The organism is Actinomadura pelletieri DSM 43383, from assembly GCF_003634705.1.
In the GTDB taxonomy this organism is placed as follows: Bacteria; Actinomycetota; Actinomycetes; order Streptosporangiales; family Streptosporangiaceae; genus Spirillospora; species Spirillospora pelletieri.
On record NZ_RBWU01000007.1, the window covers coordinates 413221 to 435099 of the forward strand.

The window sequence follows — 21879 nt, forward strand, 5'->3', positions numbered from 1 at the left end:
CACAACAGACCAGGCCGGATCCTGGGCCGTCCCCGGAGCGGGAGCTCGCCACGGTGACGTGGACGTCCGGTTCCGGCACGGAGACCATTCTGTCGGATTGGCGGCAGGGTTACACGCTCGGTGCCGGGGCCAAGGGTCTGGGGATGCCGCAGTACCAGCTGTACCTGCGTGAGTCCGGTGCGCTTGACGGTGACGTTGTTACCGGGGTGCGTGCCAAGGCTCGTCAGATTTTCCTGCCGATCGTCGTTTACGGCGAGGACCGGGCTGAGGCGCTGGCCAAGCGTGCGCTTCTGGCGGACGCGTTCGATCCGCTGGAGGTCAATCGGGGCGGTGAAGGTGTTCTCACCGTGGCCGAGCCTCGGACGGAGCCGCGCCGTATTCGGGCCTACTACGTCGAGGGCATGGAGGGCTCCGAAGGACGGGACGAAGCCGGCTGGAACTGGGCCCGGTTCGGGATCACCCTGCATGCCGCCGAGCCCTACTGGCAAGGTCCGGAGATCACTCGGTCCTGGGGGGCCGGGATCTCGGCCGATCCCGTCTTTCCGCTCGGTGTTCCGCCGGCCTATCCGTTGCGGGCCAGGAACGTGCAGACCATTGGTGAGAGTGTGCGGGTCGAGTGTCCTGGTGACGCTCGGTCGTATCCGCGTTGGACGATCAGTGGGCCCGCGGCTTCCGGGGTTCGGTTCGTCAACCGTGACCTCGGTGCGGAGTGGCGGCTCGACCGGCCGCTCCAGGCCGGGGACGTGGTGGTCGTCGACTGCCATCCGCGGCGGCGGACGGTGACCCTTGGCGAAACGAATCTGTGGCCTGACCTTGCGCCCGGTGCGCAGCTGTGGCCGCTGGTCCCGGGGGTCAACGAGATCGACATGCTCCTCGGCGACGTCGGTGAGACCACGCGGGTCGAGCTGAGCTTCGTCCCGCTGCACAAGACCGCCTACGCGGTGCGGGCAGGCCTGTCGTGAGCACGGGCGAATGGCAGGTGCTCGTCCGGGACGCCGACCGCCGCGTCATCGGCGAGGTCACCGGGGAGAACGACCTGGAGGTGATCGACCGGCATCTCGCCGTCGGCGCCTGGAAGGTCACCGTGGACGCGGCGTCCCATGACGCGGTGCTGCTGCGCGAAGGCGCCGGCATCGTGTTCCTTCGGGACGGCGAGATCGTGTTCTCCGGTCCGACCCGGCAGATCGAGCGGGTCCAGAGCGCCGACGACGGTGGTATGGGCACGCTCATTGCGTCGGGCGCGTGTGACAAGGCGTGGCTGAGCCGGCTGGTGTGGCCCGTTCCGGGCACGGCGATCCCGGAGACCGGCACGACCTTCCCGGTCGAGTCGTACGAGTTGCCGTCGGCGCCCGCGGAGACGGTGCTGCGCACGCTCGTCGACAAGCACGCCGGTCCCGGGGCCGCTGTGTCGCGGCGGGTGCCGGGGTTGATCCTGGCCGCGGACGGGGCGCGCGGCACGCCGGTGTCGGTGTCCTCGCGGTTCGGTGTGCTGCTCGACACCCTTTTCGAGCTGGGCGCGCGCGGCGGGGTCGGCTTCGACGTGGTGCAGCGGCCGGGCGGCTCCCTGGAGTTCGCGGTCTATCCCGAGCGTGACCGGCGGGAGGCCGCGCGGTTCTCGATCGAGCTGGGCAACCTCCGGTCGTACCAGTACACGCTGACCCCGCCCGAGGCCACGTTCGTGATCGTGGCCGACGACAAGGAGAAGACCGCCCGCAGGTTCTACGGCTTCGACCGGCCCGACCCGGGTTGGCCCGGCCTGCGGGCCGAGGACTTCGTGGACGGTGCCGATCTCGGCACGACCGACCCGGTCGGGACCGCGCGGACCCAGGCGAACACCCGGCTGGACGAGACCGCGGGACGGGCCGCCGTCACCTTCGAGCCGATCGATACCGAGGCGGTCGTGCTCGGCCGCGACTACCGCAAGGGCGACCGGGTGAGCCTGGAGATCGACGGAGTCCAGGTCGACGACCTGGTCCGCGAGATCCGCTACACCCGCACGGCCGGCGAGGGACAGGTCGTCGTGCCGATCGTCGGGGCCGACGAGCAACGTCCGCGCATCTATGAGCAGCTGACACGGCTGCGCCGCAGGATTCACAGCAGAGAGACGAGGCGATAGCCATGACCGAGAAGTCGGGAGTCTTCGCGGGCAACCCGATCGCGACGGAGATCGAGCTGGCCCGGTTGTTCCAGGGTTTCCAGCTCGACGGGGTGCGCGGCAACCCGAACGACACCGCCTGCCAGGTGATCCCGGACGGCGGGCTCAACATCAAGGTACGGACCGGATACGCGCATGTGGCCGGTTACTGGTATGAGTCGCTCGGGGACGGGGAGGTCCGCGCCGTCGCGGCCAATGCCGCCACCCAGCCGCGCAAGGACCTGGTGGTGCTGCGCGCCGACCCGGAGGCCGACAAGGTCACGGTGGCGATCCGCCAGGGGACGCCGCTGCTGCCCGACCCGGTGCGGCAGCAGGGCGGCGTCTGGGAGCTGCCGCTGGCACGGGTGCGGGTGGCGCCCGGGGCCGCCTCCATCGGCGTGGCCGACATCGAGGACGCCCGGGAGTTCGCCGGGACGACGATCGCGCCGAGCCACTCCACCGACCGGCCCGACAGACCCGCGATGGGGCAGCTCATCTACGAGACGAACACCGGCCGGTGGGTGGGCTACACGGGCGGCACCACCCCCTGGCGGACGGTGGCGGAGGACACCGGTTGGATCAACCTGTCACCCGCCTGGACGGACGTCTGGCAGGTCGGCTGGGCACTGAAGGCCCGCCGCCTCAACGGGATCTGCTACCTGCGCGGCGCGCTGCGCCGCATCAAGTCCACCTACGGCAAGGGTGACGCGGACGGGACGCTGCTGACGATCCTGCCCGCCAACCTGCGGCCCTTCGAGCGGCATTCGCCCGCCATGGTCTGTGACCACGGCAGCAAGGGCGGCTACGTCGTCCCGGGCCGCATGGACATCAATCCCGACAACGGCGAGGTGCGGCTCATGCATGTCAGCGCCGACGTTCCGGTCGGCCACTACGCCTTCTTGTCCACCACCTGGATCGGGCGATGAGAACGGCACCGGCGGGCACTGGCCCGGCGCGCGGCGCGCGGACGAGGAAGACGGACATGAACGGTTGTGGCGAAGGGACGGTGGCCTGAGATGGCCCGACACACGTTCGGCGGCGGAATCGCCGACTACGTCGTGCAGTACGGAGAGGGCGGCGAGCTGCGACTGGCGGCGAACGCCCAGATCACCTTCTGGGACGCGTCGTCCGGCGGCGCGCAGATCACCGAGCTGGTCGACATGACCGACGAGCCCATCGCGAACGGTGTGGTGACGGCCGACGGCAACGGCGCGATCCCGGCCTTCGGACGGGGCCCCGAAGGCGTCCGGGCGATGTGGGCGGCGGCCTCGCTGAACGGGCAGGGCCCGCGTCGGCTGATGCTCGCCTCCGACTCCGGCGACGAACTCGCCGACATCCAGGGGCGGCTCGTGGAGATCGAGGAGAAGCTCTCGGGCGTCGGGGTGATCACGGTGGCGCCGACCGCGCCCACCGCGCCCGGCATCGGCGACGTGTGGATCGACACCTCGACACCGTCGAGTAACGAGCCGCTGGCGTTCCGGGCGGCGAGCGGGGCGGCCGGGAACTTCGGACCGAGCATCACCTGCCCGCTGCCGAACGGGATCGTTCCCGGCGACTATGTGATCGCCGTCCTGTCGCTCAACGCCAACGCCGGGCAGAACATCGCCCCCCCGCCCGCGGGCTGGACCGAACTGGTGCCCTCGGTGCTGATCGGCGGCGACACGAGGGCCGCCGTGTACGGCACGACCTACGCCGCCGGACAGCCGGACCCCACGTGGACGTTCACCGCGGACGTCAAGGCGACCGTCGGGCTCGCCGCCTACGCCAACGCCGACCCGGACGTGCAGGTCGGGGCCGTCTACCAGCGTTCGGCGGTGGTCGCGGAGATCGACGCCCCGTCCATCACCACGACGGAGCCGGGCATGCGCGTCGTCTGCGCCTACGCGGAGAAGAGCACGGTGGCGACCGTGATCGATCATCCCCCGGGCACCGAGCGGCGGTTGGCCCAGTTCGGCAACGGGGCCAACACCGTTCCGTCCGTGCTGCTGTGCGACTTCGCCCAGCCCGTCGCGGGAGCGACCGGTACCCGGACCGCCGTCTGGAACGTCACGTCCAACAACGGGCTCGGCGTGCAGATCGGGCTCCGACGCAGGAGCGAGTGATGGCCGAACTCGTCTACGGCTGGGTGGGCGGCACCACGGCCACGGCGGCGCGGTTCACCGTGTGCACCACGGACGCGCCGCAGGTGCGGGTCGCGGTGTCGAACACGCCGGACATGGCGAACGCCGTCCGCTCGACACCGCAGACGCCCGACGGACGCGGGCTGTCGAAACACGAGGTGACCGGCCTGCCCGCGGACACCGCGCGGTACTGGACGGTGGAGGTCGACGGCGTGGCGCTGCCGGGCACCGGCCGGTTCCGCACGCTGCCGGTGCCGGGGTCGCAGGCCGATTTCGGCTTCTGCTTCTCCGGTGACCGCGTCAAGAACTCCGACCACGTGGTGTACGACCGGATCCGCGCCATGGACCCGCTCCAATTCCTCTTCCTCGGGGATCTGCACTACGACGACGTCGACTCCGCCGACCAGGCCGAGTACGACGTGCGGCATCGGACGGCGCTGTCGAGACCCCGGTACGCCCGCCTCATCCGCGAAGTCCCCACGGTCCACACATGGGACAACCACGACTTCACCGGAACCGGCGGCTGGTCGGGATCGGTGGGTGCGCAGGCGGTTCGGCGGTCGCTGCTGGACCACGGGACGTTCTATCCGCTCGCCGGTGAGCAGCTCTACTACACCTGGGTGGTGGGGCGGTGCCGGTTCATCATGCTCGACACCCGCGGAGGGCGGTCCCGGCCCACGGCCCCGGACGGGGCCGGCAAGTCGCTGCTCGGCGCGGCCCAGAAGCAGTGGTACCTGGAGCTGCTGCGCAAGGCGTCCGAACCGGTGATCTTCGTGGTGGAGTCCTTTCCGCACCGTCCCAGCACCGGGGACCGGTGGCTCGAGTACCGGGCCGAGTACGACGAGATCAACGCGTTCGTCAACGCGCTCGGCGTCGGCTCGCGGATGGTGCTGCTCAGCGCCGACATGCATGTGGTCGCCGCGGACGACGGGCGCAACTCCCGGATCGGGGCGATGGAGCTGGTCGCCGCGCCCCTCGACCAGGGGAGCGGCGGGGGCGGCGGCACCTGGCAGATCGGGCCGATCGCGCCGCCCGATGGAACCGGGCAGTTCGGGCACGTCCAGGTGAACGACACGGGCACCTCGATCACGGTGACCTTCACGGGCTACGACCACAACGGCACCGTGCTGGCCACCCTGGCGAAGGAGTTCCCGGTGACCGACCACCGCCCGACGCCCCGCACGACCCTGCGGGCGCGCACCGAGGACGGGTGGTACGACGCTCCCGTCCTGGCCGGGACGGATTCCGGCGCGGGCACGGAGTTGACCCCCGCCCGCGCGTGGACCTGGCAGGGCGAGGACTGGGGTTGAGAGAGGGAGGAACGAACATGCTCGTCGCATCGTCCCCACCGGGGACCCCGGAGAACTCGAAGGATCCGGAGACTCCGGACGAGCGGGACCGGAAACCGCGTTCGGACGAACGGCGGGCCCCGGTCCCCGATTCGGCCCGGTCCGTCCGCCGGACGTCGCCGTGAGCGGCGACACTCCGGGCGTCGTCATCACCACCCGGGACATCTACGACAAGGTCGTCGAGGTCGGCGGCAAGGTCGACGGGATGCTCGCCGCCCACGAGCGCATCCGCGAGCAGGTCGGCGACCACGAGGAGCGGCTGCGCGCGGCGGAACGCTGGCGTTACGCGCTGCCGGTCTCGGTCCTGCTGGGCGGGCTCTCGGCCACGTCCACCCTTCTGGCGACGCTGCTGTGACGTAGCCGCCGCCGCCAAGCGCCCCTCGTGGCGTCCCCGCATATCGCGAGCCCCCGCCGGTCACCGGCGGGGGCTCCCGCATTTCGCAGGCAATTCACAAGGAGCCGTCATGCTCGACAGCGTCATCCGAACACTCGTCCCGCTCGTCGCGGGTCTGCTGCTGACCCAGGCCGCCAAGCTCGGCCTGGACATCTCCGAGGGGACCGTGACCGAACTGGTCACCGTCCTTGCCACCGCCGCCTACTACATCCTCGGCCGCCTCACCGAGGCCCGGCTTCCCCGGCTCGGCGGGGCGCTGCTGTCACTCGGTCTGACCCGCCGCGTGCCGAACTACACCCGGCGCGGAGGTGCGTCGTGAGGCTCGTCTCCCGCATGGGGTGGGGCGCCCGCGCGTCCCGCGGCGCGACCCGGCTGTCCTCGACCCGGGGAGTGAAGATCCACTACACCGGTTCGCGGGTCGATCCCCGGCTGGCCACCGACCACGGGCGCTGCGACGACGCGGTCCGCGGCATCCAGCGCTCCCATATGGAAAGCCGGGGCTGGAACGACATCGGGTACAGCATGATCTGCTGCCCGCACGGTCATGTGTACGTCGGCCGGGGCCCGAACCGGCTCCCGGCCGCCAACGGTCCCGGCCTCAACTCCGGCCACTACGCGGTCCTGGGGCTGGTCGGCAACAGCGGTCTGACCGAGCCGACGGACGCGATGCTGCACGGCATCCGGGACGCGATCGACTACCTGCGTCGCGAGGGCGGCGCCGGGAAGGAGATCAAGGGTCACCGGGACGGCTACGGGACCGACTGCCCCGGCAAGGCCCTGTACGCGTGGGTGCGCGCGGGCGCCCCCCGTCCCGGCGGCACGGCCACCCCACCGGCGCCGCCGCGGCCGGGGGAGAAGGCGCCGGCGTGGCCCGGACGGCTGCTCGCCCAGCCGCCGATCGTTCGCGGCGACGACGTGCGGACGTGGCAGGCGCGGATGCGCGAGCGGGGCTGGGACCTCACGGCGGACGGCGCGTACGGGCCGAGGTCGGAGTCCGTCTGCCGGTCGTTCCAGGCCGAGAAGCGCCTGACCGTGGACGGTGTCGTCGGCCCGCTCACCTGGCGGGCGGCCTGGGAGTCCCCGGTCACCTGACCGGAGACGGCGGCACCCTGGGTACGGGAGGCCCCGGACGGGCACGGGGCCTCCCGGTGCCGCCACCGGGCCGCGTCTACAGCAGGTGCGCGTTCGGTTCGCGGGCCCGGTCGGCGAGTTCGGGCAGCTCGACGACCTCGACGCCCGCCGCGGCGAGGATCTCCGCGCCCGTCCCCGCGGCGAACAGCGCCGGCTCCCGCCACGCGAACACGACCCGGCGGGCGCCCGACGCGACGATCAGTTCCGCGCACGGGCGGGGACGCGACGCCCGTCGCCCGCACGGCTCCAGCGAGCTGTAGACGGTCGCGCCGGTGAGGTCGGCGTCGGTCCTGGCGAGGGCGGCCTCCTCGGCGTGGTCGTTCGGGTCGTGGTCCCGGGAGTGGCCGCGCGAGATCTCCCGTCCGTCGGCGCCGACGACGACCGCGCCGACCGAGAACGCGGTGCGGGACGGCGGGCACAGCGCCGCCAGGTCGCAGGCCAGCGCCAGCCACCCGAGGTCATCCACGGGAGCCGCCGACGAGGTAGCGCAGCAGCGCGAGGTCGCCGATGCGGGTGACCTCGGCGAGTCGCATCGGACGGTCCGGCGACTGCGGGAACACCCCGGACCGGACGAAACGCGGCGCGGACGGGTCACCGACGAAGAACGGCGCGACGACGAGCTGCAACTCGTCCACGACCCCGCTCGTCAGGAACAGCGTGTGGACGCCCCCGCCGCCCTCGACCATCAGCCGCCGCACGCCGCGTCCGGCGAGGTCGCCGAGCATCGTGGCCAGCGCGAACGGTTCACCGGCGTCGACGACCTCGGCGACGCCGTCCAGCGTCGATGTCAACCGCGCCGCCGTGGCGGACGGCGCGTACACCAGCTTCGGCGACTCGCCCGTGGTGAAGAACCGCGCGCCGGGGTCGAGTTCGCCGCTCCAGGTCAGCGTCACCTTCGTCAGGTCGGGCGGCTGGCCGCGCCCGGCCCGAGTCTCCCGCCGCCGCGCCGACTTGATCAGCAGCCGAGGGTCGTCGGCGCGGATCGTTCCGGCGCCCACGAGGATCGCGTCGCACCCCGCCCGTACCGCGTCGACGCGGTCCCAGTCGGCGGCGCTGGACAGCCGCAGCCGCTCCGGGCTCGCGTCGTCGATGTATCCGTCGGCGGACATCGCGCAACTCAACAGCACGTAGGGGCGTTCGCTCACGCAGTCACCCTATTCGAAGACTGTTTCGAGGCACTTCGGCGTTTCTGCTCCGGATCTGACGGAGGGGACGCCTAGGGTTGCTGCGACATGCGACTCCTGCACACCTCCGACTGGCATCTCGGCAGATCGTTCCACCGCGAGGACCTGCTGGCCGCGCAGGCGGTGTTCGTCGACCATCTGGTCGCGACCGTCGAGGCGGAGCGGGTCGACTGTGTGCTGATCTCCGGGGACGTCTACGACCGGGCGCTGCCCGCCGTCGACGCCGTCCGGCTGTGCAACGAGGCGCTGGAGCGGCTCGCCGCCCACACCCGGGTCGTCCTCATCGCGGGCAACCACGACTCGGCCCGCCGGCTCGGCTTCGGGTCGGCGCTGATGGACGCCGCCGGAGTGCACGTCCGCACCGACTTCACCGCCGTGGGCGACCCCGTCGTCGTCGGCGACGCGGCGATCTACGGCATCCCCTACCTGGAACCCGAACTCGTCCGGCATCCGTGGGACCTCCCCGAACGCAGCCACGCCGCCGCGTTGACCGAGGCGATGCGCCGTGTCCGTGACGACGCCGCGAACCGTCCCGGCCTGCGCTCGGTGGTGCTGGCGCACGCGTTCGTGACCGGCGGCGAGTCCAGCGAGAGCGAACGCGACATCTCCGTCGGCGGCTCGTCGCAGGTGGCGGCGTCGGTGTTCGACGGTGTCGACTACGCGGCGCTCGGCCACCTGCACGGCCGCTGGGCGGTCACCGACCGCGTCCGCTACTCCGGTTCCCCGATCGCGTACTCGTTCTCCGAGGACAGGCACGTCAAGGGGTCCTGGCTGATCGACCTGCGTGAGGACGGCATGGCGGCGGAGTTCGTCGAGGCCCCGGTGCCGCGCCGCCTCGCCCGCGTCCGCGGACGCCTCGACGACCTCCTCACCGACTCGTCGTTCGACCGGTTCGAGGACCACTGGCTCCAGGTGACGCTCACCGACTCGCGCCGTCCGTCCGCCGCGATGGAACGGCTGCGCCGCCGTTTCCCGCACACGCTCGTGCTCGGCTTCGACCCGGGCGACGACGCGTCCGACCGCGCCCGCCCCTGGAGCGACCGCGTCCGCGGCCGATCCGACCTCGACATCGCCGGTGACTTCGTCGCCGAGGTCACCGACGGTCCCGCGACCGCCGCCGAGCGCGACCTCCTCCATGACGCGTTCGAGGCGTGCCGCCGGAAGGAGGCCATGGCGTGAGGCTGCACCGGCTGGAGATCGGCGCGTTCGGGCCGTTCTCCGGCACCGAGGTGATCGACTTCGACGCGCTGTCGGACGCCGGGCTGTTCCTCATCCAGGGCCGGACGGGCGCGGGCAAGACGAGCGTCCTCGACGCGGTGTGCTTCGCGCTGTACGGGCAGGTCCCCGGCGTGCGGAACGCGGTGAAGGGCCTGCGCAGCGACCACGCGCCGCCCGGGGCCGGGCCGCGCGTGGTGCTGGAGACCACGATCCGGGGACGCCGCCTGCGCCTCACCCGCTCACCCGCCTGGGAGCGGCCGAAACTGCGCGGCTCCGGGACGACGACCGAGCACGCCAAGGTCATCGTCGAGGAGTTCGAGCACGGCGGATGGACGGGCCTCACCACACGGCTGGACGAGGCCGGCGACCTGGTGTCCCGGATGCTCGGGATGACCGCCGTCCAGTTCTGCCAGGTCGCGTTGCTGCCCCAGGGAGAGTTCGCCGGGTTCCTGCGGGCGGGCGCGGACGAGCGGCGCAAGGTGCTGGAACGGCTCTTCGCGACCGAGGTGTTCACCCAGGTCGAGAAGTGGCTGGCCGACCGTCGCGCCGCCACCGGACGCGAGGTCGCGGAGCTGGGCGCGGTGGCGGCGTCGGTCGCCGACCGCGTCGCCGAGACCACCGGAACAGCGGCGGAGCCGTTCGCCGAGGTGGAGGCGCTGCCCGCGTGGGCCGCCGAGCTGGCCGCCGGGCACGAGGACGTCCGCGCCGCCGTCACCGGGCTGCGCGCGGAGGCCGCCGCGACCCTGCAGACCGCCCGTGCCGCCCTGGACGACGCGCGGACGCTCGCCGACCGGCGCCGCCGCCACGCCGACGCCGTCGCCCGGCGGGCCGTGCTCCGCGAGCGCGCCGAGCACAAGTCGCGGCTGGCGTCGCAGCTGGACGCCGCCGCCCGCGCCGACCGGGTCGTCCCCCTGGTGAGGGCCGTGCGGGACAGGCACCAGGAGGCGGTGCTGACCCGCCGCCGGGCCGACGAGACACGCGCCGCGGTCGGCGCGCTGCTCCCGCCGAACGCCTCGGAGGACGTGCTCGCCAAGGCCGAACGCGACCGCCGCGACGAGATCGCCGCGCTGGAGGGCCGCCGTGCCACGGCCGCGCGGCTCCGGGGGATCGAGGACGAGCGCGCCGCCCTGGCCCGCGAGCTGGCCCGGCTGGAACCGGAGGAGGCGCGGATCGCCGCGGCCCTCGCCGAGCTGCCGGGCGCCGTGGAGGCACGCCGCGCCGAACTGGACGAGGCCCGGATCGCCGCCGCCGGACGTCCCGCCGCGCAGGCCGCCGTCGCCGAAGCCCGCCGCCGTCTGGACGCCGCGCAGCGCCGTGACCAGGTCGAACAGCTCCTCGCCGAGGCGGAGGAGGGGTATCGCGACGCGATCGACGCCGCGCAGGACGCCCGGCAGAACGTCCTCGACCTGCGGCAGGCGCGGCTGGACGGCATGGCCGCCGTCCTCGCGGGCGACCTCGCCGACGGCGAACCGTGCCGGGTCTGCGGCTCCATCGAGCATCCGGAACCCGCCACGTCCGTCGCGCCGCCGCCGACCGACGAGCTGATCGACCGGGCCCAGGCGGAGGCCGACCGGGTACAGGCCGTCCGGGAGCAGGCCGGTCGGGAGGTCGAGGCGAAACGCGCCGAACGCGACCATCTTCTCGACATCGCCGGGGAGGCGACCGTCGACGGCCTCGCCGAGGAGGTCGCCGACGCCGAGGAGGACCTGCGGGCCGCGGCGGAGTCCGCGGCGGCGGCCGAACGGCTGGAGGCCGACCTCCACCGGCTCGAACAGGAACTCGACGGTGTCCGCGACGCCCGCGCCGCGATCGACCAGGCCCTCACCGAGAACCGCACGAAGGACGGGGAACTCGCCGCCGAACGGGCCCGGCTGTCCGCGGAGCTGGCCGAGGCCCTCGGCGGCGACGCCACCCTGGAGGCCCGTATCGCCCGGCTGGGCGGTGAGGCGGACGCGCTCGCCGCGGCCGTCGAGGCGCTGCGCGCGTCCGACCGCGCCGCCGGGGAACTCGCCGCGGCCCGCGCGAACCTGACCGCCGCCGCCGAGGCCGAGGGGTTCCGCACGCCCGACGAGGTCGTCGAGGCCGCCCTGCCCGACGAGGACCAGGGCGCCCTGCGCGACGAGATCCGGCGGCTGGACGACGAGGAGGCCGCCATCAGCGACCTGCTCGCCGACCCGGCGCTCACCGCGGCCGCCGCCGCGCCCGCCCCCGACCTCCCGGCGCTGGAGGCGGCGCTATGGGCCGCGGACGCCGCGCACACCGCGGCCGTGTCCGCCGCCGACCGCGCCCGGCACCGCTGCGAACGCCTCGCCGAACTGCGCCGCGACCTGGACGCCGCCGTCCGCGCGTGGCGTCCCGCCGCCGAACGCCACGAGGTCGCCAAGCGGCTCGCCGACCTGACGTCCGGCAAGCACGCCACGAACCGGCACGCCATGTCGCTGTCGGCGTACGTGCTGGCCGCCCGCCTCGAACAGGTCGTCGCCGCCGCGAACGAGCGCCTCGGCCGCATGTCCGGGGGCCGCTACGCCCTCGTCCACACCACCGCGAAGGCGGCGGGCGACCGCACCAGGGGCGCCGGCGGGCTCGGCCTGCGCGTCGCCGACGCCTGGACGGGCCTCGACCGCGACCCCGTGACGCTGTCGGGCGGCGAGTCGTTCATCACCTCGCTGGCCCTGGCGCTCGGCCTCGCCGACGTCGTCACCGCCGAGGCGGGCGGCGCCGAGATCGGCACGCTGTTCGTCGACGAGGGCTTCGGCACCCTCGACGAGGAGACCCTCGACGAGGTGATGGACGTCCTCGACGGCCTGCGCGACGGCGGCCGGGCCGTCGGCATCGTCAGCCACGTCGCCGAACTGCGCTCCCGCATCCCCGCGCAGTTGCGCGTCACGAAGAACCGCCGCGGTTCCACCATCGAGATCACCGTCTGACCGGCGTCGGACGCCTCACCCCGACCGTCGACGACGCCGGTCCGCCGCTACGGCACCCTCGACGTGGTGCGTTCGCGGTACGCGGCGACCGACCCTTCGTGGGCCCGGCTACAGGTACAGGCCGGTGCCGTGTTCCGGTCGTTCGCTGGCGATCGCGTGCAGGTCACGCTCGCGCATGACGAGGTAGTTCTCACCCTGGATCTCGACCTCGAACTGGTCGCCCGGGTGGAACAGGACGCGGTCGCCGACCTTGACGACGCGGACGTGGTGGCCGACCCCGCACACCTCGCCCCACACCAGCCGGTTGCCTTGCTCGACCGTCGCGGGGATCACGATGCCGCCGGTGCTGCGGCGCTCCCCGCTGTCCTTCTCGACCTTGATCATGACACGGTCGTGGAGCATCTGGACTTCGAACTTCGGCTCGGACACGCTGGGGAGTTTAGCCGTCCGGACGGATCAGAGCGTTCCACGCGTCGGCGATGATCTCCGGCAGGGCGGAGCGTTCCGGACGCCAGCCGAGATCGTCCGCGACGGCCCGCGCGTCGCCCACCAGCACCGGCGCCTCGGGCGCGGGCGGGCGCCGCAGCGCGGGCACGGGCCTGCCGGTCACCTTCCGGACGGCGGCGACGACCTCGTGGACGGCCGCGCCCGTGCCGGTCCCGACGTTGTAGACGCGTTCCTCGCCGGGACGGACGGCCTCCAGCGCCCTGACGTAGGCGGCGGCGAGATCGTCCACGTGCACGTACTCGCGGACCGCGCGCCCGTCCCCGTTGATCTCCAGGTGCGGAGCGTGCCCGGCCGCGACGGCGAGGGCCTTCGGGATCAGCCGTGTCTCGTCGGGGTCGGCGCGGCCGTCCACCGACCCGGCGACGTTGAACGTCCGGAGTACGACGGCGCCGATCGCGCCCGTGCGGGCGTGGAACCGGACGGCGTGCTCGGCGGCCAGCTTCGACGCCCCGTACGGACTGGTGGGCGCCGGAGTCTCGCTCTCCGGGATCGGCTGCCGCTCCGGGGTCCCGTACACGGCGGCCGACGATCCGAACACGACCCGGGCCGTGTCCACGGTCTCTAACAGGTTCACCGTGCCCTGGACATTGGTGGTGAAGTACCGCAGCGGTTCGTCGAACGACGCGCGGACGCGGGTCAGCGCCGCGAGATGGCACACCCCGTCGTACGGGCCTTCCGGCAGCCGGTCCGGGTCGAGCAGGTCACCGTGGACCGGACGGACCCCGTCCGGCACCTCGAAGTCCCGCCGCACCAACCCGTCGACGTCGTGTCCGGCGGCGACGAGACGCCGTCCCACCGCGTACCCGACATAGCCCGCGGCCCCGGTGACCAGTACCCGCATCCCCATACTTCCGGTCACCTGCGACCGGTCGAGGACGACACCCGGACGACCAGCCCGCGGGGGAGCAGCCGGGCGGCGCCGACGATCAGCTTGTACTGCGGGCTCGGGACACTGACCCGGACGCCGCGCCGCAGATCACGGAGCGCGGCCTTCACCACGGCGTCCTTGTCCAGCCACATGAGGTCGGGCACGTGCGACATGTCCAGCCGGGCGCGTTCGTGGAACTCGGTGCGCACGAAACCGGGGCACAGCGCCATCACGCGGACCCGTCCGCGCGAGCGCCGCTCGACGTCGGCGGCGACGCTCTCGCTGAAGGACACCACCCACGCCTTGGACGCCCCGTAGGTGCCGCGCGCCACGAACGCCGCCACCGACGACACGTTGACGACGCCGCCGCGCCCACGCTCCAGCATCCCCGGCAGCGCGGCGTGGGTGAGCCGCAGCACGGCCTCGCAGTGCACCTTCAGCATCGTCAGCTCGTCCGCCACCGGGGCGTCCGGGAACGCGCCCCGGTTGCCGAACCCGGCGTTGTTGACGAGCAGGTCGACGCCCTCGCGCAGACGTTGCTCCGCCGCGGCGAGACCGTCCTCCGTGGCCAGGTCGGCGGGCAGCGTCTCGGCGCGCACCGCGTACCGGTCGCGCAGTTCGGCGGCGGTTCGGCTCAGCCGTTCGGCGTCGCGGGCCAGCAGGACGAGGTCGAATCCGTCGGAGGCGAGACGGCGGGCGAAGGCGGCACCGATCCCCGCGGTCGCGCCGGTGATGAAGGCGGTCGGCATGAATCCGAGCCTAGGGGCCCGGCCCGACGGTCCGTCGCCGACCACCGGAGAAGTCCGGACGGTTCGGCGCCCGATCCCGGTGCGCGGTCTCGGTGAGGGCCGCCGGTGGCGGGCGGCCCTCACCGGGCGACTACGGCGTGGTCGACTCCGGTTCCTCGCCCTCTGTCTCACCACCGGTGTCCCCGCCCGTCTCGTCGGTCGCGTCCGTCAGCTTCCAGCCGCCGCGGCGGCGCAGGACGAGCGCGAAGTAGGCGGTCGCCACGGCGATCACCGAGAGGGTCACGAACAGGCTCGGGCGGCCGATCTCCGGGTCCTTGGCGTTCTGGTAGATGACATAGCCGAGGGCGCCGAGCGCGGCGACGGGCGCGACCGGGAACCACGGCATCCGGTACTGCGCGTGCGCGGTGCTCCCGTTGCGACGACCCGCGATCACCGCGAGGCACAGTGCCCCGTACACGGCGACGAGGGACGTCCCGGTGACCACGAGCAGGAACTTCTCGTCCAGGAAGCACGCGGCGGCGCTGAGCACCCCGGCCACGATCGTCGCGATCCACGGGGTGCCGAAGCGCGGGTGGATCGCCGCCAGCGCGCCGTCGATCCGCGGCGTCCAGGTGCGGTCCCGGCCCGAGCTGAAGATCAGCCGGGCGGTGAGCAGCATGATGGCGATCACCGCGTTGAAGATGGCGAGCGCGATGGCCAGGCTGATCACGGTGTTGAGGGTGTCCCCGGCCCGCTCGGTGATGAAGTACTCCAGCATGTTGTCGGCGCGCAGCAGCTCGTTCACGTCGGGCGAGCCGAGCAGGACGGCGGTGATCGGGATCAGTTCGGCCGCGACCGTGATGCCGAGGGCCCACAGCACGGTCCGGGCCACCGCCCGCTGCGCGTCATGGGTCTCCTCGCCGAAGTACACCGCCGAGCCGTAGCCGTTGTAGGCGAAGATCGCGACGGCGGTGGCCGCCGCGATCAGCCCCGCGGACGCGGCGGTGAGGCCCCCGCCGTCTCCCGCCACGACCGGGTCCGCGAGCAGGTCGGTGAACGGCCGCTCCACGTTCAGGAAGCCGAGCCCGGCCAGCACCAGCAGCGCGGCCATCTCGATGGCCAGGAAGATCCCGGTGACCACCGCGTTGACCTTGATGTCGAAGATCGCGATGACGGTCGCGACGGCGACCGTGACCGCGGCGACGACCGGGCCGTTCAGCCCGTCGACGAGCACGCCGAGGTAGGTGCCGACACCGAGCGCGATCACCGCGAGGATCAGCAGCTGGGTGATGAGGATCAGGCCGAGCACGACGAAGCCCGGCAGCCGTCCGAGGGTGCGGCCGACGATCGCGTACTCGCCGCCCGTGAGCGGGTACGCCGACGCCAGCTCGGCGTACACGAACGCCATGAACACGCCGACGACGCCCGCCGCCGCGAAGCTCCAGAACGCGCCGGTGCCGGCCTGCGAGATCACCCCCGGCGCGATGATGAAGACGGAGGACGCGGGCGTGATCGCGGAGAGCACGATGAGCAGGGCGCCGACCGTGCGGAGCCCGCGGTGCAGCGCGGGGCGGTGGTCGGCGTCGGTCGGTGGACGGACCTCGGGTGCGGCCATGGAGGGGACCTCCTCGACTCGAATTCTTCGAACGAGTATCAAAGAACGACCGGCCACCGGGTCAAGAAGAGGCGTCATAACATCTTGGTCTCGGGTTTCTTACTGGAAAACCTGACTTGCATTGTCTGAAAGATCTTCGGAGAATGTCGGCATGGCACGTCCCAGCAGGGCCCATGAACGGCGCGCCGACCTCGTCGCCGCCGCCCGCCGCGCGGTACTCGACCGCGGCGTGCTCGACCTGCGGCTGCGCGATGTGGCCGAGGAGGCGGGGCTCTCGCCGGGGTCGGTTCTCTACTACTTTCCGACGCTCACCGACCTGCTGCGCGAGGTGCAGCGGGAGGCCGTCGACCGGTTCTGCGGCGCGCGGGAGGAGGCCGTCCGGGACGAGTCCGACCCCCGCCGACGGCTCACCGCCATGATCCGCAGCGGGCTGCCGTCGGATCCGCGCGACGAACTGTGCGTCCTGCTGTACGAGCTCGGCACCGTGGCCCGCCGGGACGCCTCCTACGCCGCCCAGCACATCCGGCTGTACGAGCGGCAGGTCGGCATCTACGCCGCGATCCTGGAGGCGGGCGCCGCGACCGGCGTGTTCACCCTGACCCGCGACGCCGCGAGCATCGCGCGCAACCTCGTCGCGCTGGAGGACGGGTACGGCCTGCACATCACCATGGCCGTGCCCACCATCGACGTCGCGCGGGCCGAGAGCCTGCTGCTGGCCTGCGCGTCCGACGCCACCGGCTGTGACCTCAGCACACCGGAACCCGGGGATCAGAGAGGTGACCGATGACCCGCGCCCGCACGTTCGGCCTGCCCCTGTCGGGCATACCCGGCCCGCACAACGCGATCACCGACGTTCCCGGGGTGGAGGTCGGCTACCGCACGCTGATCTCCGGGGACGGGCCGCTCCGCCGCGGCGCGGGACCCGTCCGCACCGGCGTGACCGCGATCCTGCCGCGCGGCCGGACCGGCTACCACGACCCGTGCGCCGCCGGGATCTACTCGCTCAACGGCAACGGTGAGATGACCGGTTCGCACTGGATCGCCGAGACCGGCGCGCTGACCCTTCCCGTGCTGATCACCAACACGCACGCGGTCGGCGCCAGCCACCGCGGCGCGATCGACTGGGCGCGACGCGAGCGTCCCGACGCGCAGGAGTGGATGCTGCCCGTCGTCGCCGAGACCTGGGACGGCTACCTCAACGACATCGACGGCGACCACGTCCGGCCCGAGGTCGCGGTCGCGGCGATCGACGCGGCCCGCGGCGGCCCCGTCGAGGAGGGCTCCGTCGGCGGCGGGACGGGCATGAACTGCTACGAGTTCAAGGGCGGCAGCGGTACGTCCTCGCGGACCGTGCCGCACGGCCGCGACACCTACACGGTCGGCGCGTTCGTCCAGGCCAACTTCGGCACGCGGCGGCAGCTCACCGTCTGCGGGGTGCCGGTCGGCGTCGACCTCGCCGACGACAACCCGATCGCCGACCCCGCCTGGCTCGCGCCGCCCGGCGCCGGCTCGGTCATCGTCGTCATCGCCACGGACGCGCCGCTGCTGCCCGGCCAGTGCACCGCGCTCGCCCGCCGCGTCCCGCTGGGGCTGGCCCTGACGGGCACGTACGGGGGGCACGGGTCCGGCGACATCTTCCTGGCGTTCTCCACCGGCAACCCCGGCGCGATCAGCGGTGGCTTCCCGACCGGCGACCCCGGCTACGACGCGCTCCGGTTCGTCCCGTGGAACCGGATCGACCCGTTCTACGAGGCCGTCGTGCAGGTGGTGGAGGAGGCCGTGCTGAACGCCCTGTTCGCCGCCCGCACCATGGTCGGACGGGACGGCCACCGCTCCCCGGGCCTCCCGCAGGACCGGCTGAAGGACCTGCTCACGGCACGGGGCGTGCTGTAGCCGCCGGCGAAGGTCAGGTGTCGACGAAGGTCTGCGGGACGATCACGCGCAGCGCGTTGCCGCGCAGCCGGATCGACACCGGGGTGCTGCCCCGGATCTCGCCGTCCACGTCCACCTGCATCGGCGGATCGGTCTCGATCTCGACATGCCCGGTGGTGAGGAACGCGTTCTCGGCGAGGGTCCGCCACTGGCCGGTCAGCACGTGCCGCGCCGTGGCGGACGCCAGCCGGAGCCGCCGCTCGTCGCCGAGCCGGTAGACGGCCAGCAACCGGTCGTCGGGGCTGGCGTCGCGGGCGATGCGCTGCCCGCTGTGGTGCGCGCCGTTCGCGACGTTCAACTGGTGCGTGACCAGCTCCCGGGTCTCCCCGTCGATCGTGATCCGGGCGGTGAACGCCCGGTGCCCCGGCAGCAGCCGCGCCGCCGTCAACGCGTACGCGGGACGGCCCAGAAACCGCTTCAGCGTGTGCGGGACCTTCTCGGCGACCTGCACCGACAGCCCGAGGCTCACCATGTTCGCGAAGATGTGCTCGCGGTCGCCCGCCGGTCCCTCGCCCTGCGGGTCGCCGGTGCTCTCGAACCAGCCGACGTCGACGTCGGCGACCTTGCCTCCGGAGGGCCCGCCGACCGCGAGGGTCCGGACGGCGCCGGGCAGGTCCATCGGCAGTTCCAGGCTGCGCGCGAAGTTGTTGGTGGTGCCGAGCGGCAGCACGCCGAGCGCGATGTCGCGGTGCGCCAGATGCCCCACGGCCTCGGCGACCGTGCCGTCCCCGCCGCCGACGACCACGAGGTCGGGTTCCAGCGCGAGGACGTCGGAGAACAGTTCCCGCAGCCGCGTCGGGTCGGTCACCGGGAACACGTGCACGACGTCCACGCCCGCCTCGCGCAGCATCCGCCGAGCCCTGCCGTAGAGGCGGCGGCCCCGCCGCGAACGGGCGTTGATCACCAGCGCCGCGCGTCCGCCCTTGGCGATGGCCGACTCCAGTTCCGCCTTGCTCCGCATCTGAACGCTCCGCATCTCCACGCTCCGCATCTCGGGCCCGCTCACCTCCTCGACCGCGTCACCCTGCCCAGGGGCAGTGAACCGCGCCCCCCGGTCCGACAGTGATGAACCGATATCGCGTTTCTAAACATGAACCTGGTCAGAAGGCCGACCTGTCGGCATCCGGACCGTCAGTGTGGACGCCGGTCAGTGGTCGCAGGGCGCGTTGCCCGCGTGCTCGTGCGGTTCGTCCCCCTCCGACACGTGGCGGGGCCCGTGTGGATCGGCGCAGTGGATCCGGTCGCCGCCGGACGGATCGACCACATGGTCGACCTCCAGCGTCGTGTGCGTGATCCCGTACGAGTCGCGCAGCAACCCCTGCAGGTCACGGCGGACGGCGTGGCAGTCGCCCTTGCTGTCGACGAGGACGTGCGCCGACAGCGCCGGATAGCCGGAGCTGACCTCCCACACGTGCAGGTCGTGCACCTCCTCGACACAGGGCCGCCCGGCGAGCCGGGAGCCGAGTTCGGACGGGTCGAGGCCCGCGGGCGCGGCCTCCATCAGCACCCGGCCGGCGTCCTTCAGCAGCCCGTATCCGGCCTTCAGCATGAGCGCGGCCACCACCAGCGAGGCGATCGCGTCGGCGCGGGAGAAACCGGTCGTCCAGACGACGAGTCCGGCGACGGCGGTGGCGATGAACGCGAACAGGTCGTTGAGGATGTGCTGGAAGGCGCCCTCGACGTTGAGGCTGCTGCGGTCCGCCCGGCTGATCAGCACGGTCGCGGCGACGTTGACGGCGATGCCCGCGAGGGCCGTCCAGAACACGAACTGGCCCTCGACGTCGTGCGGCTCGATCAGCCGCCGGATCCCCTCGTACACGAAGTAGACGGTGAGCAGGATCAGCGTCAGCCCGTTCAGCTGCGCGGACAGGATCTCGGCGCGGCGCAGCCCGTAGGTGAAACCGGCCCGCGGCGGGCGCGCGGCGATGCGCATCGCGACCAGCGCCAGCGCGATCGCGAACGCGTCGGTCAGCATGTGCGCGGCGTCGGTGATCAGCGCCAGCGATCCGGCGATCACGCCGATCGTGACCTCGCCCGCCATGTACACGACGATCAGGGCGAGCGCGCCGCCGAGGAGACGGCGGTCGGCGTTCGGCGAGACGCCATGCCCGTGCCCATGCCCATGCCCGTGGCCGTGCCCGGACTTCGCGGGGCGGGTCTCCCGGTGTGCCATCAGGTGCCCTCCGTCCCGTGACCGACGTGGGTGAGGGCGAGGTCGAGCAGCATCCGCACGTGCGAGTCGTCCAGCCGGTAGTAGGCCATCCGCCCGGCCCGGCGCACCCGGACGACGCGGTTGGCGCGCAGCAGGCGCAGCGCGTGCGAGACCGCCGACTCCGAGTGCCCGCAGGACGCGGCGATGTCGCACACGCACATCTCGCCGCCCTCGAGCAACGCGATGATCACCCGAAGCCGTCCGGGGTCGGAGAGCAGGCCGAAGACCTGCGCCAACTCCGTGATCGTCTCCGCGTCCGGCAGGGACGCGGTGACCATGGCGACCTTCTCGGAGTCGACCACGCGGACGGCACAGGCCTCACCGTCGACGACCGGCGCCACGACATCTGACTGACTGCTCATATGTGCAGACTAACATCGGGGCCAAAACGGCCGGCCGCCGCCCCCCGACCGGTCACATGAGCGGCGCCTTCGGATCGGTGGACGGCGGTGTGGGCCGTGCGAACGACATCGTCCCCTCGGGCGGACCGCTCGGCGCCACGCCCCCCGCGCCCCCGCCACCGGGCTCACCTGTACCAGGCTCGCCTGTGCCCGGCCCGTCGCCGGTCCCCGTGCCCGAACCCTCGGGCGGCACGCCCGGTGAGCCGGATGAGGTCCCGGGGTCCGGGGTGCCGTCGCCGGGCGTTCCCACGTCAGGCGTTCCCGTGCCTGGCGACTCCATACCCGGGGTGCCGGAACCCGGCGACTCCGGTCCGGAGTCGGACGGGGACGGCGAGTCGTCCACCGGGACCTCCGTCTCGGTGGACGGCAGCTCGATCGGCGGTCCGTCGGCCTCGCCGCCGCTGGCGCGGGGCCGCTGGAACCCCATTCGCGCCTCCGGGTCGACAAGGACGAACGTGACGATCGGCCCCTTCCCGGCGTCCCTGGGACGGACCCTGGTGACTTTCTCCGTCGTGAATCCCGGCCAGGATCGGCCAGTGTAGGTCGCGTTCCGAACAGAGATCTTTTTCTCGGGCCGGGTCAACGGATTGCCACAATTACACTTAACCACCGGGACTCCGTAACCATTGACCAAAACGCCCATTCCGGCCTGAAGGACGGCGGGTCCGCTCGTCGCCTTCCCGTCCCGGAACCCGTGGTTGGTGACGAGCGTGTCGGTGCGCAGCAGGACCGGAGTCAGCCGCGACACGTACCGGGGAACGTCCTTGACGGCGATGCCCTGCACGCCCGCCCACGCCTCTGCCTTGTCCGGGTTGGCCTGCAGGAACGCGGCCAGCCGCCCCTGGTCACAGGTCGCCGCGCGCCGCGTACCGCCGTACAGGCCGGGCGAGTCGCCCACCTGCGTCCCGCCCGCCCGGGGCCGCTTCTTCACCGCCGGTTCGTCGGTGTTCGCCATCCGGGTGTACGGATCGGGGCCGGGCGTGCCCACCGTCAGGCGGGTGATCGTCGCGCCCGCGTCGCCGCAGCCGGACAGGCCGCCGGCCACCAGTGCCAGGGCCATGGCCGCGCCCACGACCGGCCCCGGGGAAACCCCGCGCCGTCGAATTGGCGAATGGATGTCACGCATGTTTCCTCTCCCGCTTCGGGCTCGCCGAACCTA

The 21879-nt window shown here is 72.7% G+C and carries 22 protein-coding genes; 12 read left to right on the plus strand and 10 right to left on the minus strand.

Annotated features, from left to right (window positions below; genetic code table 11):
• The first annotated feature begins 53 nt into the window (after window positions 1-53).
• The 8 genes from BZB76_RS30105 (at window position 54) to BZB76_RS30140 (ending at window position 7089) form a co-directional block, all read left to right on the plus strand.
• Window positions 54-962, plus strand: a complete 909-nt coding sequence (locus BZB76_RS30105; protein ID WP_170180823.1) for a phage distal tail protein — start codon at window positions 54-56, stop codon at window positions 960-962.
• Window positions 959-2116, plus strand: a complete 1158-nt coding sequence (locus tag BZB76_RS30110; RefSeq protein ID WP_121437805.1) for a siphovirus ReqiPepy6 Gp37-like family protein — start codon at window positions 959-961, stop codon at window positions 2114-2116. Before BZB76_RS30105 ends, BZB76_RS30110 begins: the two co-directional genes overlap by 4 nt.
• A 2-nt stretch (window positions 2117-2118) precedes the next feature.
• Window positions 2119-3060 (plus strand): hypothetical protein, encoded by a 942-nt coding sequence (locus BZB76_RS30115; protein WP_121437806.1) that lies wholly within the window; start codon window positions 2119-2121, stop codon window positions 3058-3060.
• 90 nt (window positions 3061-3150) lie between these two features.
• The gene (locus BZB76_RS30120; RefSeq protein WP_121437807.1) at window positions 3151-4236 is read left to right on the plus strand and encodes a hypothetical protein; all 1086 of its coding nucleotides are present in this window, start codon (window positions 3151-3153) and stop codon (window positions 4234-4236) included.
• On the plus strand, window positions 4236-5564 hold the full coding sequence (locus tag BZB76_RS30125; RefSeq protein WP_121437808.1) for an alkaline phosphatase D family protein: 1329 nt from the start codon (window positions 4236-4238) through the stop codon (window positions 5562-5564). Before BZB76_RS30120 ends, BZB76_RS30125 begins: the two co-directional genes overlap by 1 nt.
• 160 nt (window positions 5565-5724) lie before the next feature.
• The gene (locus BZB76_RS30130; RefSeq protein WP_121437809.1) at window positions 5725-5958 is read left to right on the plus strand and encodes a hypothetical protein; all 234 of its coding nucleotides are present in this window, start codon (window positions 5725-5727) and stop codon (window positions 5956-5958) included.
• A 109-nt stretch (window positions 5959-6067) separates the two neighbouring features.
• The gene (locus tag BZB76_RS30135) at window positions 6068-6316 is read left to right on the plus strand and encodes a hypothetical protein (RefSeq protein ID WP_121437810.1); all 249 of its coding nucleotides are present in this window, start codon (window positions 6068-6070) and stop codon (window positions 6314-6316) included.
• Entirely contained in the window at window positions 6313-7089 is a 777-nt protein-coding gene (locus BZB76_RS30140; protein WP_246007306.1) for a peptidoglycan recognition protein family protein, read from the plus strand. Before BZB76_RS30135 ends, BZB76_RS30140 begins: the two co-directional genes overlap by 4 nt.
• Before the next feature lie 76 nt (window positions 7090-7165).
• Here BZB76_RS30140 and BZB76_RS35415 read toward each other — a convergent pair whose 3' ends face one another.
• Entirely contained in the window at window positions 7166-7594 is a 429-nt protein-coding gene (locus BZB76_RS35415; RefSeq protein WP_121437812.1) for a cytidine/deoxycytidylate deaminase family protein, read from the minus strand.
• Window positions 7587-8273 (minus strand): RibD family protein, encoded by a 687-nt coding sequence (locus tag BZB76_RS35420; protein WP_121437813.1) that lies wholly within the window; start codon window positions 8271-8273, stop codon window positions 7587-7589. Before BZB76_RS35420 ends, BZB76_RS35415 begins: the two co-directional genes overlap by 8 nt.
• 87 nt (window positions 8274-8360) lie before the next feature.
• Between BZB76_RS35420 and BZB76_RS30155 the strand changes: the two genes are divergently transcribed.
• Both BZB76_RS30155 and BZB76_RS30160 read left to right on the plus strand, forming a co-directional pair.
• The gene (locus BZB76_RS30155; RefSeq protein WP_121437814.1) at window positions 8361-9491 is read left to right on the plus strand and encodes an exonuclease SbcCD subunit D; all 1131 of its coding nucleotides are present in this window, start codon (window positions 8361-8363) and stop codon (window positions 9489-9491) included.
• The gene (locus BZB76_RS30160) at window positions 9488-12457 is read left to right on the plus strand and encodes an AAA family ATPase (protein WP_121437815.1); all 2970 of its coding nucleotides are present in this window, start codon (window positions 9488-9490) and stop codon (window positions 12455-12457) included. The genes BZB76_RS30155 and BZB76_RS30160 overlap by 4 nt, the downstream gene beginning before the upstream one ends.
• A 108-nt stretch (window positions 12458-12565) precedes the next feature.
• Here BZB76_RS30160 and BZB76_RS30165 read toward each other — a convergent pair whose 3' ends face one another.
• The 4 genes from BZB76_RS30165 to BZB76_RS30180 all read right to left on the minus strand — a co-directional run bounded on the left by BZB76_RS30165 (window position 12566) and on the right by BZB76_RS30180 (window position 16175).
• Window positions 12566-12886, minus strand: coding sequence for a GroES family chaperonin (locus tag BZB76_RS30165; protein WP_117402137.1), 321 nt, complete (start codon window positions 12884-12886; stop codon window positions 12566-12568).
• 10 nt (window positions 12887-12896) lie between these two features.
• On the minus strand, window positions 12897-13823 hold the full coding sequence (locus tag BZB76_RS30170) for an NAD-dependent epimerase/dehydratase family protein (protein ID WP_246007307.1): 927 nt from the start codon (window positions 13821-13823) through the stop codon (window positions 12897-12899).
• On the minus strand, window positions 13820-14581 hold the full coding sequence (locus BZB76_RS30175; RefSeq protein WP_121437817.1) for an SDR family NAD(P)-dependent oxidoreductase: 762 nt from the start codon (window positions 14579-14581) through the stop codon (window positions 13820-13822). The genes BZB76_RS30170 and BZB76_RS30175 overlap by 4 nt, the downstream gene beginning before the upstream one ends.
• Window positions 14582-14711: 130 nt before the next feature.
• A complete protein-coding gene (locus tag BZB76_RS30180) occupies window positions 14712-16175 on the minus strand; it encodes an APC family permease (protein ID WP_121437818.1) in 1464 nt (487 codons plus the stop codon).
• Window positions 16176-16326: 151 nt separating this feature from the next.
• On the opposite strand from BZB76_RS30180, the gene BZB76_RS30185 reads away from it, so the two are divergent.
• Together BZB76_RS30185 and BZB76_RS30190 are read left to right on the plus strand one after the other, a co-directional pair.
• Complete coding sequence (locus BZB76_RS30185; protein ID WP_121437819.1) at window positions 16327-16962, plus strand: TetR/AcrR family transcriptional regulator; 636 nt, start codon at window positions 16327-16329, stop codon at window positions 16960-16962.
• Complete coding sequence (locus BZB76_RS30190; protein ID WP_121437820.1) at window positions 16959-18068, plus strand: DmpA family aminopeptidase; 1110 nt, start codon at window positions 16959-16961, stop codon at window positions 18066-18068. Before BZB76_RS30185 ends, BZB76_RS30190 begins: the two co-directional genes overlap by 4 nt.
• Before the next feature lie 13 nt (window positions 18069-18081).
• On the opposite strand, the gene BZB76_RS30195 is transcribed toward BZB76_RS30190, so the two are convergent.
• The 4 genes from BZB76_RS30195 to BZB76_RS30210 all read right to left on the minus strand — a co-directional run bounded on the left by BZB76_RS30195 (window position 18082) and on the right by BZB76_RS30210 (window position 21780).
• Window positions 18082-19113, minus strand: coding sequence for a diacylglycerol/lipid kinase family protein (locus BZB76_RS30195; RefSeq protein ID WP_337959779.1), 1032 nt, complete (start codon window positions 19111-19113; stop codon window positions 18082-18084).
• A gap of 141 nt (window positions 19114-19254) precedes the next feature.
• Window positions 19255-20280 carry a cation diffusion facilitator family transporter gene (locus tag BZB76_RS30200; protein ID WP_121437821.1) on the minus strand — a complete coding sequence of 342 codons (1026 nt, stop codon included), beginning with the start codon at window positions 20278-20280 and terminating at the stop codon, window positions 19255-19257.
• Window positions 20280-20681, minus strand: coding sequence for an ArsR/SmtB family transcription factor (locus BZB76_RS30205; RefSeq protein ID WP_121437822.1), 402 nt, complete (start codon window positions 20679-20681; stop codon window positions 20280-20282). Before BZB76_RS30205 ends, BZB76_RS30200 begins: the two co-directional genes overlap by 1 nt.
• A 52-nt stretch (window positions 20682-20733) precedes the next feature.
• Window positions 20734-21780 carry a DUF6777 domain-containing protein gene (locus tag BZB76_RS30210; protein WP_121437823.1) on the minus strand — a complete coding sequence of 349 codons (1047 nt, stop codon included), beginning with the start codon at window positions 21778-21780 and terminating at the stop codon, window positions 20734-20736.
• Window positions 21781-21879 lie beyond the last annotated feature (99 nt).